Consider the following 16,881-nt stretch of genomic DNA (forward strand, 5'->3'; position numbering starts at 1 on the left):
TGCGACGAGGTGGGCTCCGGTGATCGCGCGCCGGCGTGTCCGGGCGGACGCGACGAGCTCGAACACCATCGCGAGCGCGGCGGCGGGACTGCCCGGTCCTGGCCCCACTGCTTCGTCAGCCGGGTGACGGTGGCCGGCGACAGGCCGGCCGGTCACCCGAGGTGCGGTGACCTCGACCGGACCGGCTGCGGTGACCACCCTGCGGGGCCGATGGTGCCCATTGCGGACAACCAGCCGCCGACCGGACCCGTCGGTCTCAGCGGCCAAGTCGGCCATGTACCGGTTGACTTCCGCTTCCAGCGCGGCAGCAGGCATCCGGCGGGCGCCTTCGCGCACGATCTCGTCGATCAGGGAGCCGGACTCGGTGGAACCCTCGGCGGTGACCACGCTCAGCACGGGCGTGCCTTCCCGACCCGCGCCGCAACGCGGGTCCACTCGGTGACTTCTCGATCAATCACCCGGAAGGTACGCCCTCCACGCGCCCCCGGGAGCTGATCCAGAAGTCCTGAGCACTGCTCCTTTGGCCCACGACGACGCGGGGGTGCGTGCCGCAGCCATCGTTGCCGCCATCCCATTGGCGCAGTACCCGGCTCTCACTCGGCACTGAGGAGAGTTGGCCGACCGAGCCCGAAATCTGCTGGCCACCAGTACGGACCGCTACAAGCGCGACCGTGTCTTCGACGCGCTCAAAACATCGGGGTATGACACCAACGGCCTGGAGAACGCGGACGACCTGAGCGCCCACGAACTTCGTGCCCGTCGCCTGGGACCGGTCCGGGCGATCAAGCTGGGCTTGATCCTCGGGATTCCGGACCACCGAGGCGGTCCGGAGCTGCCCCGCCGGACCGGACATCGATCGGCTTGCGGTAGCGCACGTATTCGTTCCGGTGCCGGCACCCCACGCTTTCGTAGAGGCCGTAGGAGCGGTGCGGATTCGCGGTCCCGGTGCAGGGCTTCGGCGTAGTCGGATGGCGTCCGGTTTGTGGTCATCCGAGACCGAGGAGGGCGAGGGGGCGGCGGGAGTCGCGGGCGTTGCGTCGCAGGCCTGCCGCGAGGTTGGTGACGCCGGTCAGCTTCATGGCGCCGATGGCGAGGTTGCGCAAGGTGGCCATCGCGCGGGGCGCGTTGCCGGTCCGAAGCTGTGAGGCGTCCTCGGTGAAGGTGGTGTCGCGGACGTGGTGCAGGGCCTCGATGCCCCATTGGTCGCGGACCAGGCGGGCGAGTCGGGCGGGGGTGGGCTGTTCGGCAGTGAGGCTGGTGACTACGTAGATCGTCTTGATGGTGGTTCGGCCGGTTTTGCGGTCGGTCCGTCGTCGCTTGATCTGGATGGCCTGGCGGGCCCCGGGGAACAGCAGGTTGTTGACGGTGCAGGCCTTGATCCGGCGGATCTCGGAGCGTCCGTGGCCCTTGCCGCGTGTTCGGTCCTGGAGCGGGATGTCCTTCCAGGGCAGCGATTTGAGCTGGTGGCGCAGGTGTTTCTGGTTGCCCTTGGCGATCACGATGTAGTGGGCTTTGCGGTCGAGGAGGTAGGCGGCGTGCTCGCGCTGGGTGTGCAGTGCGTCGCTGGTGACGACGGTGCCGACCAGGTCGGTGACGGCGTCCGGCAGGGGCTGGAAGCGGGTGACCTCGATGGTCTTCTCGCCCTACGTCCAGCTGGGCCAGGACCAGGCCGGTGGTGAGCTCCACGGCGGCGAGCAGGTGGATTTTGCGCCCTTTCGTCCGGGCCGCACCGCGCAGGCTCTTGCCGTCGACGGACAGGCCGCGCAGGCCGGTGGAGTGCCGTGGTGTCGGGCTGCGGTCTGCGAGCCAGCGTCCGGCTGCCCGTTCCAGAGCGTCTGCGTCGATCCCGGTCAGCAGCCGTCGCACCGCGGACTCGGAGGTCGCCAGTCGGCGGGGCAGCAGCGGGTCGAGTCGCAGACCGAGCTGTTCCAGCACGTGGGCCGGGGCGTCGGCGATCTTCCACTCAGGTCATGGCAGCGTAGAGAACTCCATGATCTTGGAAACCGTGCCTGCCTCCGTTCCGGGACCGACCAGCCGACAGACCATCACGAACCGGACGCCATCCGACTACGCCGCAGCCCTGTCACCCGGATGGCCTAGCCCGTCTCCCGGCCTCCGCCCGACCGGCGGACAATCGTGGTATGGGCAGATAATTCCGTAGGAAGCGGAGGCGGAATGAGATGAGTGATGCTTTCAGTCCGTGGACTCTCTACTTGCCGTTCGCCACAAAAGTATACGTATACGGGTTCACGAATGCAGCCTACCAGCAGCGCATCCGGGTCACGTTTGAGAACGGCACGGTGCAGACGCTGACCGGACAAGGTGAAGGGAACAGGGCGACAAGCCCGGCGAGCTTCGACTACACCACTCCGTCCACCGGGAGCCACCTCAACGGGTACCAGGTTGTCGTCGATATCTCTTATTCCAAGGACGGGAGCACCTGGACCGCCTCCCAGGTGGCCGGGGCAGGCTGCAGCCTGGGGTGGACGGCGGCCACGTATCTCGTCGCATCGGAGGACTGGATCGATGTGGACTGGAACGATGCCGTCGTCCAATTCCTCTGGTATAATCCTCCGCCAGTCCGCAATGCGGCACTGTCGGCTCGGAAGAAACTGCTTGAGGGTGGCTAATCGCAGTCTGTACGAGTGAGCCGGGATGGTGTTGAGCGTGTTTCCCGATCCACAGCAGGTGGCCCGAATACTCCCGACGAAGCAGGAGGCGGAGAGAAAGCTGGTCACGATGCCTGGCGTGACTGGCATAGACATCGGATTCAAGCAGGTTGCCGGTGAAAAAACGTCCCAGCTGGCGATCGTGGTCTTCGTCAGAAAGAAAGGGCAGTATCGCCCCGAGGATGAGATTCCGAAAAGTATATCCGGAATACCGACTGACGTCGTCGAGGCCACGTTCAAGTCCCTGGTAGACCCCAAACGATACGACCCGGCTGTCGGCGGGGCATGCATTGCCCCGGCCAGGTTAGCCACCGGATTTGGCTCGCTTGGCCTCCTGGTCAAGGACCAGCAGAGCCAGAATCCACTTTGGCTGAGCGCTTTCCATGTGATGTGCCTTGACCGTTCGTGGCAGCAATACGACAAGCGCATCCTGCAACCGGCACCGACATACGGGGGCGATCCGGTGCGCGACACCATAGGAGAGGTCGTGCGGGGAATCTATGGACAGGTTGACATTCCCTGGGGTTATGACCTCTATGTCGACGCCGCCGTGTCCACGGTAAGCGGGCGAGCGGCATCTCCGAACATTGACACCGTGGGGGGTGTGCTTGGCGCGAAGAACGCGAGCATCGCGGACCTGGTGAACAAGTACGGGGCGGCGACGGAGTACCGGCGCGGCGTCATTGAAAGCACGAATACAACGGTGCTGATAGAAAGTCAGCGCCTGGGATCCACGTGGTTCTATTATCAATATTCCGCAGAGCCTCCATTCATGGGGGATCCGGCTCTCGCGGAAAGCGGCGACTCGGGATCCCCAGTACGGGACTCGGACGGCTATCTCATAGGTCTCGTGATAGCCGGCAGCGACCAGGCCAGGCGCACCACCATCAATCCCATCGGGCAGATAATGGAGGCGCTCAAGATTTCCCTGTGAGGTTTTTGGGGCCGCGCCGGCGGCAACCGATTGGGGCGGCAACCCGGCGCCGGTGTTCGCCGGCCACGGGTCCCTCGTGGCCGGCGGGCCCCTCGTGTGGCTGGGTCTAGGAAGGGGCTGGGGCGAGCTCTGCCGCGATTTCGCCGTGCGGTGACGACGCCGACGCCTGTGGCCTTTCGCAGGAGAAACAGCGCCTCGCGTCGTTGTCCTGCTCCCAGCAGGCTGCGGAGTGTCTCTCGGAGCGTGGGTTCCTGGCCGGCGAGCACCGCAGCGGCGTCCTCGGCGGTCACCGGCAGGTTGTGCTTCGCCAGAGCTGCCAGGGCGGCGGGAGCGTGAGCGAGTGGCAGATCGGACTCCGCCTACTGACCGCCGAGCAGCTCACCGACCCCGCGGTGACGCAGCGGATCACGGCAGGAAAGCTCCAGCCCGACGACGCGCTGATCGACGTCAAGACCGGCAACGTACTGCTCTTCCCTGGCTGGGCAGACAGGGCACACACCCACTACATCGCGTACGAGCAGACGCCGCCCCGCGCGCAGCACCACAAGGTCCTGTTCCCGTACTGGGACCAAAAGGCCGACTACGCCGCCTACCGCTACAAGAACATCACCTGACCGCACGGGGCCAGGCCGGACCACCCGTATGCCCGGTTCTCCCTCGTGGGCGGTCTAAGCGCGATGGCATCGTGCCAGCCGCGGCGAAGCCATTCTTGGTGAACGTCGCGGCCGTTGTCCTGGTCGGCCGTCAGGCCAGCGTTGCTGTAACGGGCTTGGCCGTTCTGGGGCGCCGTCCGGGTGGTCGGGCGGCCGCCGAGAAGGCTGGCCTTTTCGGCGGCCTTCTGCTGGTGGTGGTGCTCGGCGGTCTGGTGACGGGTGTAACGCGGCGTTGCGCTGGGGTGCGACGCGGGGTGGCGTTTCGGGTCTGACCAGGTGTCATGTGGCGGGGAGGGTGCGTGCGGTGCGGTGTTGCACTGGCCGTGCCGGTCCGCCGGCCTCGGCGGCTCCCCGCCTTCCCGTCGCCGTCCTGCCGGCCGCTGCTGCGCCCCTGCTCGTCGTCCAGGCTGCCGTCGGCCGCTTTGTCGGCCCCGCTGCGCCCGGCTTGGCCGCCCCGCCGGGCCCGCTGCTGCGCCCTGGCCGCCGTTCCGGTCCGTCCTTGCCCGGTGTTCGGTTCGGTGGTGCTGCCTTGGGAGTTGCCGCGTTGACGGCGCACGGGATCTTCTGGGTGGTATGGATTGGCGGTCGCGGTGTCGGCAGCGGGGGCCGCAGGCCCCTTTCTGGCGCGCCCGGCGGTGCCGGTCGCCGTCCGGGCCGCCGTCGGGGGCCGTCCCGCGACTTCTGGTGCAGCACCGGGCCGGGGGCAAGGGCAGGTGCAGGTGGGGGTGGCCCGGGCGCACTACGGCCGTTCAGAAGCCTCGGCCTGACCTCCGCAGGTTGGCTGGTGACGGCCTCTGTCCAGGAGGCACGCAGCCAGCGGGTGGCACTTTGCGGGTGGCACTTTGCTGCATGGCGCACGGCATTCATGACGCCGCCGGTAAGTTGGAGTGACATGTCGTCATCAGCCGGTACCACGTGCCTCCGTCAACCGGCGTCCTGCGAAGGAGACAAGAGATGAGGATCGCGATAGTGGGGGCCGGGGACATCGGCCGGGCGCTGGGCGCGGGATGGCTCCGGGTGGGGCACTCGGTCACCTTCGGTGCCCGCGACCCCGGCAAGCCGATCAGCCTCGCCGGCGCCACCGTCACCGATGTCCCCCGGGCCCTCGCCGACGCCGAGGCCGTCGTGCTGGCTCTGCCGGCAGCCGCGGTACCCGAACTCGCCCAAGGGCACCGCACGGCCCTGGCCGGGAAACCTGTCATCGACGCCACCGTGCGCTTCGGCGGTGACGCCCTGCACAGCCGTGACCCGCTGGTGAACGCGGGGGCGCGTTACATCCGGGCGTTCAGCACGCTCGGCTGGGAACTGCTCGCCGACCCCGTCGTCGACGGCGTCCCCGCCGACCAGTTCTTCACCGCCTGCGACGCCGACACCCGCGCGACGGCCGAACGTCTCATCGCCGACATCGGCCTGCGCCCGGTCTACGTCGGGGGAAACGACACCGTCCACGTCGTGGACGGACTGACCCGCTTGTGGTTCGCACTCGCTGTCAAACGCGGCCACGGCCGCCGGGTGGCCCTGCGACTGCTCCACGAGGACGACTGACGGTCGGGCGTCCGGCTGCCCGGGCCCGCCACGGCAAGCCGCCCCGGTACTGCTTGCCGTGGCGGGCTCCGCTCAGTCGTGCAGCAGTCGTGTGCGCTTGCCCGCGATCACGATGTCCAGTTCCAGCCGGAAGGTCGCGTCGCGCTGGTCCTGGGGGATCAGCGCGGCCTGGCGGGCCTGTTCTTCGAGGGTGTAGCCGTTGACGAAGCTGGTGACCACGTCCGCGCCGAGGTGGGCGGCCGGGGCATCGGCTCCGGCCGAGCGAAGGGTGCCGATCAGGGCGCCGAAGTAGGCGACGGCGTTGGGCGGCGGGGCGGTGAAGGAGACCACGAGCCGGGCGCCGTCGCGGTGGGCGAGCATGGCCGCGCGGGCCCGGGTGGCCAGTTCCCGTAGGCGGTCGGGCCAGGCCTGTTCGGTGGCGGGGGCGGTGTCCGGGCCGCCGGTGGGCGGCTGGGTGAACTGGTGCAGCCAGGAGAACGCGAGCCCTGCCACCCAATGCACCTTCCCCTACGAAGCCCTCCCTGCTCGCTCGGAAGCCGTGATCCAGGTTGCGATGATCGGCCTCACGACCCGCCGCCTCACTGGTGAAACCACCCCGACCCCGGCGCGGAACCCGACCCCCGTTATCGCGGCGAAACACCTGGTGACGGGCGCCCGGTGGTTCGGCCCTGGCTGCTCAGCGGCTCGGCGTGAGCGTTCTGCTGGAGCTCACGGTGGTGGTTCGCGTGGGTGGCCGGGGTTCAGGTCGGCACCAGCTGGTCGTAGCTGTAGCGAGCAGTCATGTCGAGGGCACGGCGCGGTGTTGGCGGGTCGTCGCGCGGGAAGCCCTGAAAGGGGAGAATATCGTCGATCCGGATTCCGGTGAATATTGGTGGGGCGTCCATGGCGGGGACGTAACTGCGGCCTTTCTTGCTCATCCAGGTTTCCCAGATTCGGTCCACGTTGCAGTGGTGCAGGTAGAATATCCGGTCGTTGGGCGAGCTAATCGGAATCATGTCGAGGCCGACCCAGTCGTGGACCCGGTTGTGAAGGAAGGCCGGCGAGCGGTGCGCGATGTTGCGCATCATCCAGTTCCCAGGCGGCGGAATGGCCTGTCTCGTCGCCCGGATGTGCTCGACCACGAAGAGGTCGCAGGTGGACAGCGGCTGGTTGGGCCCGGGAATGGCCGTACATGCCGGTGGTGAAGCCGGTCATGTTCCCCTTGAGGCGCAGGATGCCCTCGATGAAGTCGTCGCGCGCCGTGGTGTCTTTCAAGATGTTCTTGCGGACCCCGGCCATGACAGAAACCCCTTTGCTCCGGTCTCGGCGGGTGGTAACCGGCACCGGTACGCCACCTGGCGCGAGCCGAATGCGAGGGAGGGGGGCGAGGCAGTGCCGCGTACCCGGCCGACCGTGACCTGCCGTCACGGTGCGGCGGTGCACATCCGTACGGGCGGCCGGCGGGGGCATACCTCCTTCGCAACCGCCTGCTCCCAGGTTCTCGCGCCAGGCACTTGATCGCATCTGGCCATAACGGTGCTGCGCCGCGCACCGCCTCTCAGCGGGTGTTCTGCCGTCACTCCGGCCCCGGTTCCGAAGCCGCTGAGCGGCTGGTGGACGAGGTCGTCGGGCGGACTACTGGCTACAACCTCGTCGTGTACCTGAACTGCCACTGCTGGTTGAGGTGTGGCGGTCTGTAGGGCTCGAAAAGCTGGATGACGGCGCCGGCGTTGCCACCTCCGCCTTCCACATCAACGACCAGCCCCTGATTGCTTAGGCTCGATACGATGGCGAAGTTTCCCGTACTGGCCTCCTCGACGAGATTCCAAATTTGAGATCCGGAATCGTTGACCGGATTGACGACCAACGGGGTGTGCACAGCGGGGACCCCACCGTTACCCAAGTCCAAGCTCATGGTCGGAAAGCTCTGCGGCCCGGCAAGCTGGATGCTGTACGCCTCGCCGCCCAAGGGGTTCAGGGTCCACACCTGGAGCAGATCCGGACCGATGGGCTGTTGGGTCACAGGGGCACCGGGTTCGTTCTCTGTGAACAGAGCCATGTTGGTGTGATTGGCCGAGACAACCACGAAGTTTCCAGGAAGAGGCATGCTTCAATCCCCTTTGACTGCTGGATGGTTGGATGAAGCCGGCTCGCTTCACCGGCTCCGGCGCCGTAGCCGTGCAGCGGGATCGGGTATTCGGCCGTGACCTGTCGCGCAGTGGGTACGGTGTCCCGTTCCGTGGTCCGAGTCGCCCGCCCCGAGGCGCTGCACGCGGCATATGCTGCTGGTGCACGGATATACCGGATATATAAGTTGTACACTTACAGACTGCGCTTCGCGGGGGGACGAGTCAAGGGACTGGGAGCGGTCGGGAGATGGCCATGGGAAGCGAAGGGAATCCCGGAACAGCGGCAGGAGGAGATGCAGGGCGGCGTCGTTCAAGTGGGCTGTCCGTCTTGGTGCCGGTTCAGGCGGCTGATGTGGCAGTGAGGTTCGCGGATTGCTCGGGAACGGAGGCAGGCACGGCTTCGGGTGATCATGAGGTGTCGAGTCCCTGATCACCACGACGAAAGACCGTGCCTGCTCGCCGACAAGGAGGAGTGGCCGATGGTGCTCGGACCCACACCGGCGACGGCCGACTGGGCCGACGAGGAGTGAACGTCTGCCGTCTGCCGACCGGCTTCTCCCGGGCCGGGCCGGGCTGGCCCTGTGCCGTAGAACGTCACACATCAGTCGCGCAGGGCCACATGGCGCGCGCAGAGCCACGGATGGCGTAGCCCGCAGGCGGCTACTAAACTGTGGAGTGCGGCGATTTGTCAGTGTTCAAGGCGCTGTGGAGGTGAGGTCGATGTTCGGACTCAAGCTTGGCGATCGTGTGGACGAAAACTCGGATGCTTTCGTCAAGATGCCGCCCCCTGTCGTTCTGCGTGTCCAACCCGACTCGTTCGTCCGGTTGGAGACCCCTGAGGAACTGCGTGCATGGGAGTCCGCGGTGCAGGTGAGCACCGGGATCAATGTCCCCGCTCCCGAGGGCCGGTGCTGCACGATCTCGTGCTCGGCCGGCTGCTGCGACGACTCCGACCTGGCCAGGCTGGAGTGATCCTGACCGTTTCGGTCCAGGACGACTTCCACGCCCTCGCCATCCAGCAAGCGGCGCGTACCCGGGGATACCGCGACTTCCACATCGTCGAGTGCGACAGGATCAGCGGTCGGCAAAGCCTGTCCTGGCGCTCGCACGGAGACTCTCCGCCCACTGTCCTGACATCCGAGGGAATCGCGATCCCCGTCGGTGAGGTGTCGGTGCTCTGGTGGCGGCGGGTGAAAGCCGATCAACAGGCCACAAGGCACGCGGCCACCGAGCACGAGAGGAATCTCGTCAACAACGACTGCTGCGGCGCGCTCGCCGGGACCCTCGCCGCGGCCTTCCACGGGCGGTGGATCTCGCCCCCGGACGCGACCAGCCGCGCCGCGGACAAGCTGTACCAGCTCGCGGTGGCGAAAGAGGCCGGGTTCCGGGTGCCCCGGACGCTCGTCTCCCAGTCGCGCGGGGACGTTGTCGCCTTCGCCCAGCAGGTCGGACGGGCTGTCGTCAAACCGGTGATCGGAGCCTACGGACCCTTCATGTTCACTCAGTTCATCGAGGATCCGATGACGATCCCGGTGCCGTCGTTCGAGGTGTGCCCCGCTGTCTACCAGGAATACATCGAGGGTCACCGGCACGTGCGACTCAACTGCTTCGGTGAGCGGATGTATGCGGCCCTCCTCGAGACCGACAGCCTTGACTGGCGCCCGGACCTCAAGATCCCGATGTCCAAGTGGAACGTTCCGGAGGATCTGGCACGGCGGGTGACCTCGGTACTGCGGCGGCTCGGACTGCGGATGGGCATCGTGGACCTCAAACTGACGCCGGACGGGGAGCCGGTGTGGCTCGAGGTGAACCCGCAGGGCCAGTTCCTGTTCCTGGAGCCACTCGTCGGTGAGCCCCTGACTGATCACTTCGTGGACTTCCTGCTCTCCCCGGCGGGGGACGTCCCCATCGATGCTGAAGTCCGATGACCGGGTTTTCCGGCGCAAGAGCCCCGTCCTTCAGGGCGGGGTTAGACGGAACGGTCCGTCAGCGCGGAGCGTCGCACCGGGCGCTGCTGTTGTTCGATGTACTGCCGGGTGATCGTAAGCGGTGCGCCGCCGCAGGACGCGGCGAAGTAGGACGGAGACCAGAAGTGGCCGTGCATGACGGCGCGGTTCACACGGCCGGTGAAGTCCCGGCGGAGGATGCGCGAGGATACGCCCTTGAGGCTGTTCACCGGGCTGGAGACGGCGACCTTCGGCGGGTAGTTCACCAGCAGGTGGACGTGATCGGTTTCACCGTTGAACTCGGTCAGCTCGGCTTCGAAGTCGATGCAGACCTTCCGCATCGCCTCCTCGCAGACGGTCGGCATCTCGTCGTTGAGGACACCGCGCCGGTACCTGGTCACGAAGACCGAGTGGACATGCATCGCGGAAATCACCTGCCGGCCGCGTCTGCAGTCGGTTTCGACAGCCATGGACCAGAAGATACGATCAGGGTCGTGCAGCTCCGGTACAACTACCGGGTGCATCCCACGCCCGGTCAGCGTCGATCGCTGGCTCAGGCGTTCGGGTGCGCGAGGGTGGTCTTCAACGACGGCCTCCGGGCGCGTCGGGAAGCCCGTGCGGCGGGGCTGCCGTACGTCAAGGACACCGACTTGCAGAAGCAGGTCATCACCACCGCGAAGCACACCGGGGAACGTGCGTGGCTGGCGGATGTGTCGTCGGTGGTGCTGGTGCAGTCCCTTCGGGATCTGCACACCGCCTACCGGAACTTCTTCTCCTCGGTCACCGGCAGGCGCAAGGGTCCGAAGATCGCACCCCCCCGCTTCAAGTCGAAGCGGGACAATCGGCAGTCGGTCCGGTTCACCGCCAACGGGTTCTCCCTGCGGGACAACGGCCGTCTGTACGTGGCGAGGATCGGCGACCTTGAGGTGCGCTGGTCGCGTCCTCTCCCGGCCGCCCCGACCTCGGTCACGGTCACCAGGGACGCCGCCGATCGGTACTGGGCATCCTTCGTCGTGGACACCGAACCGCAGATCATCGAAGACCTGGACTTCGGCGGCGACCTGGACAGCGAGACCGGGATCGACCTCGGTCTCACCCACTTCGCCGTCCTGTCGGACGGGAAGAAGATCGACGCCCCGAAGTTCCTGCGCCAAGCGGAGCGAAGGTTCAAGCGGATGCAGAAGGCCCTGAGCCGCTGCGCGGAGGGCAGCAACAACCGGGCCAAGGTCCGCAGGAAGGTCGCGCGTCAGCACGCCCGCGTGGCCGACCGCCGCCGGGACTGGCACCACAGGGAATCCACGCGACTCGTGCGCGACAACCAAGCGCTGTACGTGGAAGACCTCGCGGTGAAGGGCCTCGCGCGGACCAGCCTCGCCAAGTCCGTGCACGACGCCGGATGGTCGCAGTTCCTTGCGATGCTGGAGTACAAGACCATCAGGCACGGCCGGTACTTCGGCCGCATCGGCCGCTTCGAGCCCACCTCCCAGGTCTGCTCCGCCTGCGGGATCAAGGACGGCCCCAAGCCGCTGTCGGTCCGTGAGTGGGCCTGCGGGGACTGCGGGACTGTCCACGACCGCGATGTCAACGCCGCACGCAACATCCTGGCCGCCGGACGGACGGACAGGCTGAACGCCTCGCAGAGCGCAGGTAAGACCAGGGCTCCGGTCCCGGCACCGCGCGTTGAAGCAGGAACCCACCCAGACCGGCACGTTCCGGTGGCAGGAATCCAGGTCCTTTAGGACCTGGAGGACGTCAACAAGATCCTGTTCAAGGGGACCTTCGGCAAGATCGGCATCGGGAACCTGCGGTGGATCGACTTCGACCGCGTCGCCGACAAGACCCAGGAGCAGCGCCGGCAGATGCTCCGCGCCACCGGGCAACGCTTCTCCGCCCTCACCCCGACCCGCTCGTCCGCGAGCCTCGAACCGCGCGGCCGGTAGACCTGCCGGCCGGGGCCCGGCCCCGGCTGACGCCCGGGTGCGGGCTCCGGCCGCCTCGGCTCCCCGCGTCGCCGTGCCGACGGCGGACCCGCCGGATGCGGTGTGACCTGTGCCGATGCCGTGGGGGCCGGTGCCGGGGCGTGCGTGTCGGCCGCCCCTGCCCGGTGGCGGTCGGTCAGACTGGGACGGCATCCGACCGACCGCTTGGAGGAGGGTCCACCCGTGGCTGTCGTGGTCCGAATCACCCAGCACGCCGAGGCCGATGCGCTGTTGGGACGCAGTGCGCTGGCCGTCCTGGTCGGAACGCTGCTGGACTGGCAGATGCCCTTGGAACGCGCCTACGCGGCGCCGCTGACGATCGCGCGGCGCCTGGGTCGGTCCGACCTCGATGTGCACGAGATCGCCGCCCACGACCGCGCGGGTCTGGCCGCACTGTTCTCGGCCGCGCCCGCGGTGCACTCCGCTCCGGCGTTGATGGCCCGGCGTGTGCAGGAGCTCTGCCGGCACCTGGTCGCGTGCCACAACGGTGAGGCGGCCCTGGTGTGGAAGGGGGCCGCCACGGGTGGAGAACTGTTCAAACGGCTGAGGGAACTGCCCGGTTTCGGTCAGCAGAAGTCGCAGATCTTCGTGGCGCTGCTCGCCAAGCGGTACGGCGTGCGGCCTGACGGATGGTCGCGGGCGGCCGGGCCCTACGGTGAGGACGGGGTGTTCCGGTCGGCCGCGGACGTCACCGGCCCGGAGTCGCTGGAGCGGGTGCGCATCGCCAGGCAGGAACAGCGGCTGGCCGCCAGGCGGGCCAGGCCCCAGGGCCCGACGCGGTCCGTCACCGTGCGGCCGGGGCGGGCGGCGGGTGACGTCATCAGAGGATCAATGTAAGGTAATCCTTGCCTAAATTCCCCAGGTGGGGGCGGATGCTCTTCGGACCGATATCCGGGGCTCCGGCAGGCGGCGGCGCCACCGGCACCGCACGGAACCGGAACGCGGATGCGGGGGCTGGAGTGAGCCGAGGGCGTGTGGGTTCTTCTGGCGCGGGCCGGGTCGGGGCGGACGTGCGTCCCCCGGACCTCGGCTCCTGCCTCGCCGACCTCCGGCGCTTCGAAGGCGCCGTCGTGGTGGTCAAGTTCGGCGGCAACGCCATGGTGGACGGGCAGTTGAAGGCGGCCTTCGCCCGTGATGTGGTCTTCCTGCGCTACGCGGGGCTGCGGCCGGTCGTGGTCCACGGCGGTGGCCCCCAGATCGGCGCCCAGCTGAGCCGTCTCGGGCTGGAGTCCTCCTTCGTCGGCGGTCTGCGCGTCACGACGCCGGAGGCCATGGACGTCGTGCGGATGGTGCTCGCGGGGCAGGTGCAACGCGAGCTGGTCGGGCTGATCAACGCCCACGGGCCGTTCGCGGTCGGCCTGACCGGGGAGGACGCGGGCACCATGACGGCCGTGAAACGGTTCGCCGAGCTCGCGGGCGAACGCGTGGACATCGGTCTGGTGGGCGACGTCGGGGCGGTGCGCCCCTCGCTCATCGAGTCCCTGCTCGGGGCCGGCCGGATCCCGGTGGTGTCCTCGGTGGCACCGGGGCCGGACGGCGCGGTCTACAACGTCAACGCGGACACCGCCGCGGCCGCCGTCGCGGGAGCGCTGCGGGCGGACGCGCTCCTGATGCTGACCGACGTTCCGGGGCTCTATCCCTCGTGGCCGCCCCGGGGCGGTGTGATCCCGCGCCTGGATTCCGACGAGCTGACGGCCATGCTGCCGGACCTCGGTGGCGGAATGGTGCCGAAGATGAGGGCCTGTCTGACGGCCCTCGGCGCGGGTGTGGGCTCGGTCCGGATTCTCGACGGCCGTGAACGGTTCGCCCTGGTGCGGGCCTTCGGTGCCGACGCACCGGGTACGGAGGTCGTGCCGCCGCCGTCCGTCCGGCCCGCAGGTCGGCGGGCCCGGACCGCCGTCGGGGCTGCGTCCGGGTGACCGGGAACGGGCGGGGCTGCCGGGTCCGGGGGTTCAGGCAGGTCAGGCCGGGTGGGGCGGAGATGGAGATCACCGCGGCCGAACTTGACTGGCCCACCCCGCATAAGAGAACTTAGGTAAGCCTAACCATGGTGAGTTGGTGGCTTTGCCGAAGCCGCGAGCCGGGTTCCCCCGGGTTGTGAACGATCAGCAGAAGGACGGAAGGACGAGTCATGTCGCGCGAGAACGGCGCAATCCACGAGGGAGCGGGCGTCGACGATCTGGTCGGCATAGGCTTCGGCCCCGCCAACCTGGCCCTGGCCATCGCGATCGACGACCACAACCGGCGAGCCCCCGGCCAGGCGCTGGCGGTCCGTTTCCTGGAGAAGCAGGAACGATTCGGCTGGCACCGCGGCATGCTGCTGGACGGCGCGACGATGCAGGTCTCCTTCCTCAAGGACCTGGTGACGATGCGTGACCCCAGCAGCCGCTTCACCTTCCTGTCGTACCTTCAGGAGCGGGGCCGCCTCGCGGACTTCATCAACCTGAAGACCTTCTACCCGACCCGGCTCGAGTTCCACGACTACTTCGAGTGGTGCGCCGCCGAGTTCGCCGGCCAGACCGGCTACGGGCGCCGGGTCACCGCGATCCGCCCGGTGGAGTCCGGCGGCCGGATCGAGCGCGTCGAGGTCGTCTCCGAGGCGCTCGACGGCGGCGACCGGGAGGTCCGTCAGGCCCGCAACATCGCGGTGGGCACCGGGCTCACCCCCCGCGTGCCGCAGGGGATCACCCTCGGCGAGCGGGTCTGGCACGCCCGGGACCTGCTGACGAAGGCCCCCGCGCTGGCGGAGCAGCCGCTGCGGCACCGCCGGATCGCCGTCGTCGGCGCCGGCCAGTCGGCCGCGGAAGCGGTCGAGTACCTGCACCGGACCTTCCCGGACGCGGAGATCTGCGCCGTCCTCTCCCGCTACGGCTACAGCCCCGCCGACGACAGCCCGTTCGCCAACCGGATCTTCGACCCGTCCGCCGTCGACGAGTTCTACGCGGCCTCCGAGGACGGCAAGCGGACCCTGCTCGACTACCACGCCAACACCAACTACTCGGTCGTGGACGGTGAGTTGATCGAGCAGCTCTACCGCACCGTCTACCAGGAGCGGGTAACCGGCCAGGAGCGCCTGCGGGTGCTCAACGCCACCCGGCTGACCGGCGCCGACCACGGCCCGGACGGGATCGCCGCCACCGTCGTCTCCGTGACCACCGGGGCGGAGCGCGTGCTCGACTGCGACGCGGTCGTCCTCGCCACCGGCTACTCCCACGTGGACCCGCGGGAGCTCCTGGGCGACCTCGCCCCCGCGTGCCTGACCGACGGCCTCGGCCGGCTGCGTGTCGACCGCGACCACCGCGTCCTGACCGAGGACCACGTCGGCGTCGGCATCTACCTCCAGGGCGGCACCGAGCACACCCACGGAATCACCTCCTCGCTGCTGTCCACGCTCGCCGTCCGGTCCGGGGAGATCTGCGACTCGCTGCTGCTGCGTCGCACCGGCGAGGAACTGCGGGCGCAGGAGAGCCGACTCGGCGTGGCCGGCTGAGCCGGCGGCCGACCCCCGCTGGACCCCGAACCCGCCCTGCCCGAAGGGACCTTCCCCATGAGCGACGACCACTCCTCCGCCCGTACCGGCTTCGACCGGGACACCGTCCGGTCCGACATCGCCGAGATCCTCGGTGAGCGCCCCGAGGACATCACCGACGAGGACGACCTGCGCGACCTAGGCCTCGACTCCATGCGCGTGATGCACCTGGTCGAGATCTGGCGCTCCCGCGGCGCCCGCGCCGAGTTCGCCGAACTGGCCGACCTCGGCACCGCGCCGACCGTCGCCTCCTGGTCGGCCTACCTCGGCCGGACCTGACCGGACCCGAGCGCCACCCGGGTGCTCCGGCCCCGTGACCGGAGCACCCCCACCCGCCCCCACCGGCGGGTTCGCCCCCGCGCCCGGCGGATCCGCCGCGCAAGACGTTCCACCTAGGAGAACCATGAACACCCGCGCCCTGACGTCCCGCAGCCTCAGACTGGCCGCCGTCGCCGCCACCGCCTCGCTCGCCCTCACGGCCTGCGGGTCGAACGGCGGCAGCAAGGACGCCAAGGAGACCGCGTCGGGCGCTCCCGCCGCGTCGGGCCCGGTCGAGGTCGAGGCCACCAACGGCAAGGTCACCGTCCCGGCCGGCGTCAAGCGTATCGTCAGCATCTCCTACGCCACCGGCGCCCTGCTCGACCTCGGCGTGCAGCCGGTCGGCACCAGCACCATCGACGACAACAACCCGATGGAGCTGCTCCCCTCGCAGACCGAGGCCGCGAAGAAGATCGAGCCGATCGGCTCCGGCATCGAGATCAACATCGAGAAGGTCGCCTCGCTCAAGCCCGACCTGATCATCGTCGAGGGTGCCACCGCCTTCGACTGGGGCGTCAAGAAGCTCGAAGGCGTCGCCCCCACCCTGTACTTCGGCATCGACAAGCCGGTCGACCTGCTGAACGCCCAGGAGAAGATCGCCACCGCCGTCGGCAAGGAGGCGGAGTTCAAGAAGCTGAAGTCCGACTACGACACCAAGGCCGCCAAGATCAAGGCCGACTACGCGGGCAAGCTCAACAACGTCAAGTGGACCATCGCCTCCTCCTACGGCGGCGGCGAGTTCCTCGTCGACACCAGCACCTCCTGGGTCGGCCGGGTCCTGAGCGACGCCGGCGCGCAGTTCTCCAAGGCCTCCGCCGGCACCACCGACCACGAGGTCACCTACTCGGTCGAGAAGCTCGACGTGCTGGCCGACGCCGACATCATCCTGGTGCCGAGGACCGCCGCCACCGGCGAGGTCCCGCAGGACACCAAGGACCTGGAGAAGCAGCCGTCGTGGCAGAACCTCAAGGCCGTCAAGGCCGGCAAGGTCATCCCCGTCACGTACGCCACCACCGACCGGTACGGGACGTCGATCAACGTCCTCGACCAGATCGAGACCATCCTCAAGGGCCTCTAGCCCACCCGGACCCGGGTGGCCGCGCCGTCACGCGGCCACCCGGCCCGACACCACCCACATCGCACCACGCGCACGAGCGCCCCGGGCTGGCACGGTCGGCGGGGCCGGAGAACCGGGAAGGG

Annotated in this window: 16 protein-coding genes and 1 pseudogene; 11 read left to right on the forward strand and 6 right to left on the reverse strand. The window is 68.5% G+C overall.

Features of this window, described 5'->3' with window-relative positions:
* Positions 1-396 (reverse strand): annotated as a pseudogene (locus ABTZ03_RS32495) (hypothetical protein); the annotation flags it as partial.
* A gap of 590 nt (positions 397-986) precedes the next feature.
* Positions 987-1,631, reverse strand: a complete 645-nt coding sequence (locus ABTZ03_RS32505) for an ISAs1 family transposase (RefSeq protein WP_350516763.1) — start codon at positions 1,629-1,631, stop codon at positions 987-989.
* A gap of 549 nt (positions 1,632-2,180) precedes the next feature.
* On the opposite strand from ABTZ03_RS32505, the gene ABTZ03_RS32510 reads away from it, so the two are divergent.
* From ABTZ03_RS32510 to ABTZ03_RS32525, 4 genes are all read left to right on the forward strand, one after another.
* Positions 2,181-2,630, forward strand: a complete 450-nt coding sequence (locus ABTZ03_RS32510; protein ID WP_350516728.1) for a fucose-binding lectin II — start codon at positions 2,181-2,183, stop codon at positions 2,628-2,630.
* Between the two features lie 25 nt (positions 2,631-2,655).
* A complete protein-coding gene (locus ABTZ03_RS32515; protein ID WP_350516729.1) occupies positions 2,656-3,603 on the forward strand; it encodes a chymotrypsin family serine protease in 948 nt (315 codons plus the stop codon).
* Positions 3,604-3,935: 332 nt separating this feature from the next.
* Positions 3,936-4,217, forward strand: a complete 282-nt coding sequence (locus ABTZ03_RS32520) for a hypothetical protein (protein ID WP_350516730.1) — start codon at positions 3,936-3,938, stop codon at positions 4,215-4,217.
* 993 nt (positions 4,218-5,210) lie between these two features.
* Positions 5,211-5,801, forward strand: coding sequence for an NADPH-dependent F420 reductase (locus ABTZ03_RS32525; RefSeq protein WP_350516731.1), 591 nt, complete (start codon positions 5,211-5,213; stop codon positions 5,799-5,801).
* A 72-nt stretch (positions 5,802-5,873) separates the two neighbouring features.
* Here ABTZ03_RS32525 and ABTZ03_RS32530 read toward each other — a convergent pair whose 3' ends face one another.
* From ABTZ03_RS32530 to ABTZ03_RS32545, 3 genes are all read right to left on the reverse strand, one after another.
* A complete protein-coding gene (locus ABTZ03_RS32530; protein WP_350516732.1) occupies positions 5,874-6,293 on the reverse strand; it encodes a TetR/AcrR family transcriptional regulator C-terminal domain-containing protein in 420 nt (139 codons plus the stop codon).
* 248 nt (positions 6,294-6,541) lie between these two features.
* The gene (locus ABTZ03_RS32540) at positions 6,542-6,922 is read right to left on the reverse strand and encodes a tyrosinase family protein (protein ID WP_350516733.1); all 381 of its coding nucleotides are present in this window, start codon (positions 6,920-6,922) and stop codon (positions 6,542-6,544) included.
* A gap of 500 nt (positions 6,923-7,422) precedes the next feature.
* A complete protein-coding gene (locus ABTZ03_RS32545) occupies positions 7,423-7,887 on the reverse strand; it encodes an RICIN domain-containing protein (protein ID WP_350516734.1) in 465 nt (154 codons plus the stop codon).
* Positions 7,888-8,817: 930 nt separating this feature from the next.
* Here ABTZ03_RS32545 and ABTZ03_RS32550 point away from each other — a divergent pair.
* The gene (locus tag ABTZ03_RS32550) at positions 8,818-9,837 is read left to right on the forward strand and encodes an ATP-grasp domain-containing protein (protein ID WP_350516735.1); all 1,020 of its coding nucleotides are present in this window, start codon (positions 8,818-8,820) and stop codon (positions 9,835-9,837) included.
* Positions 9,838-9,878: 41 nt separating this feature from the next.
* Here the strand turns inward: ABTZ03_RS32550 and tnpA are convergent, their stop codons facing one another.
* On the reverse strand, positions 9,879-10,325 hold the full coding sequence (gene tnpA / locus ABTZ03_RS32555) for an IS200/IS605 family transposase (protein WP_350516736.1): 447 nt from the start codon (positions 10,323-10,325) through the stop codon (positions 9,879-9,881).
* A 24-nt stretch (positions 10,326-10,349) separates the two neighbouring features.
* On the opposite strand from tnpA, the gene ABTZ03_RS32560 reads away from it, so the two are divergent.
* The 6 genes from ABTZ03_RS32560 (at position 10,350) to ABTZ03_RS32585 (ending at position 16,759) form a co-directional block, all read left to right on the forward strand.
* Positions 10,350-11,594: an RNA-guided endonuclease InsQ/TnpB family protein gene (locus ABTZ03_RS32560; protein ID WP_350516737.1), complete on the forward strand. Its 1,245-nt coding sequence runs from the start codon at positions 10,350-10,352 to the stop codon at positions 11,592-11,594.
* Between the two features lie 423 nt (positions 11,595-12,017).
* On the forward strand, positions 12,018-12,671 hold the full coding sequence (locus tag ABTZ03_RS32565) for an HhH-GPD-type base excision DNA repair protein (RefSeq protein WP_350516738.1): 654 nt from the start codon (positions 12,018-12,020) through the stop codon (positions 12,669-12,671).
* Between the two features lie 173 nt (positions 12,672-12,844).
* On the forward strand, positions 12,845-13,753 hold the full coding sequence (gene argB / locus ABTZ03_RS32570) for an acetylglutamate kinase (protein WP_350516739.1): 909 nt from the start codon (positions 12,845-12,847) through the stop codon (positions 13,751-13,753).
* A 212-nt stretch (positions 13,754-13,965) separates the two neighbouring features.
* Positions 13,966-15,324 carry a lysine N(6)-hydroxylase/L-ornithine N(5)-oxygenase family protein gene (locus ABTZ03_RS32575; RefSeq protein WP_350516740.1) on the forward strand — a complete coding sequence of 453 codons (1,359 nt, stop codon included), beginning with the start codon at positions 13,966-13,968 and terminating at the stop codon, positions 15,322-15,324.
* 57 nt (positions 15,325-15,381) lie between these two features.
* Complete coding sequence (locus ABTZ03_RS32580; RefSeq protein WP_350516741.1) at positions 15,382-15,642, forward strand: phosphopantetheine-binding protein; 261 nt, start codon at positions 15,382-15,384, stop codon at positions 15,640-15,642.
* 124 nt (positions 15,643-15,766) lie between these two features.
* Positions 15,767-16,759: an ABC transporter substrate-binding protein gene (locus ABTZ03_RS32585; protein ID WP_350516742.1), complete on the forward strand. Its 993-nt coding sequence runs from the start codon at positions 15,767-15,769 to the stop codon at positions 16,757-16,759.
* The last annotated feature ends 122 nt before the right edge of the window (positions 16,760-16,881 follow it).

The sequence above is a fragment of the Kitasatospora sp. NPDC096077 genome (assembly GCF_040303245.1).
Classification (GTDB): Bacteria; Actinomycetota; Actinomycetes; order Streptomycetales; family Streptomycetaceae; genus Kitasatospora.

Excerpts from the sequence above, each read along its gene's own strand:
- ABTZ03_RS32575 (WP_350516740.1), top strand. The coding sequence starts at position 13,966 with ATGTCGCGCGAGAACGGCGCAATCCACGAGGGAGCGGGCGTCGACGAT.
- ABTZ03_RS32510 (WP_350516728.1), top strand. The coding sequence starts at position 2,181 with ATGAGTGATGCTTTCAGTCCGTGGACTCTCTACTTGCCGTTCGCCACA.
- ABTZ03_RS32515 (WP_350516729.1), top strand. The coding sequence starts at position 2,656 with ATGGTGTTGAGCGTGTTTCCCGATCCACAGCAGGTGGCCCGAATACTC.
- ABTZ03_RS32545 (WP_350516734.1), bottom strand. The coding sequence starts at position 7,887 with ATGCCTCTTCCTGGAAACTTCGTGGTTGTCTCGGCCAATCACACCAAC.
- ABTZ03_RS32525 (WP_350516731.1), top strand. The coding sequence starts at position 5,211 with ATGAGGATCGCGATAGTGGGGGCCGGGGACATCGGCCGGGCGCTGGGC.
- ABTZ03_RS32585 (WP_350516742.1), top strand. The coding sequence starts at position 15,767 with ATGAACACCCGCGCCCTGACGTCCCGCAGCCTCAGACTGGCCGCCGTC.
- ABTZ03_RS32580 (WP_350516741.1), top strand. The coding sequence starts at position 15,382 with ATGAGCGACGACCACTCCTCCGCCCGTACCGGCTTCGACCGGGACACC.
- tnpA (WP_350516736.1), bottom strand. The coding sequence starts at position 10,325 with ATGGCTGTCGAAACCGACTGCAGACGCGGCCGGCAGGTGATTTCCGCG.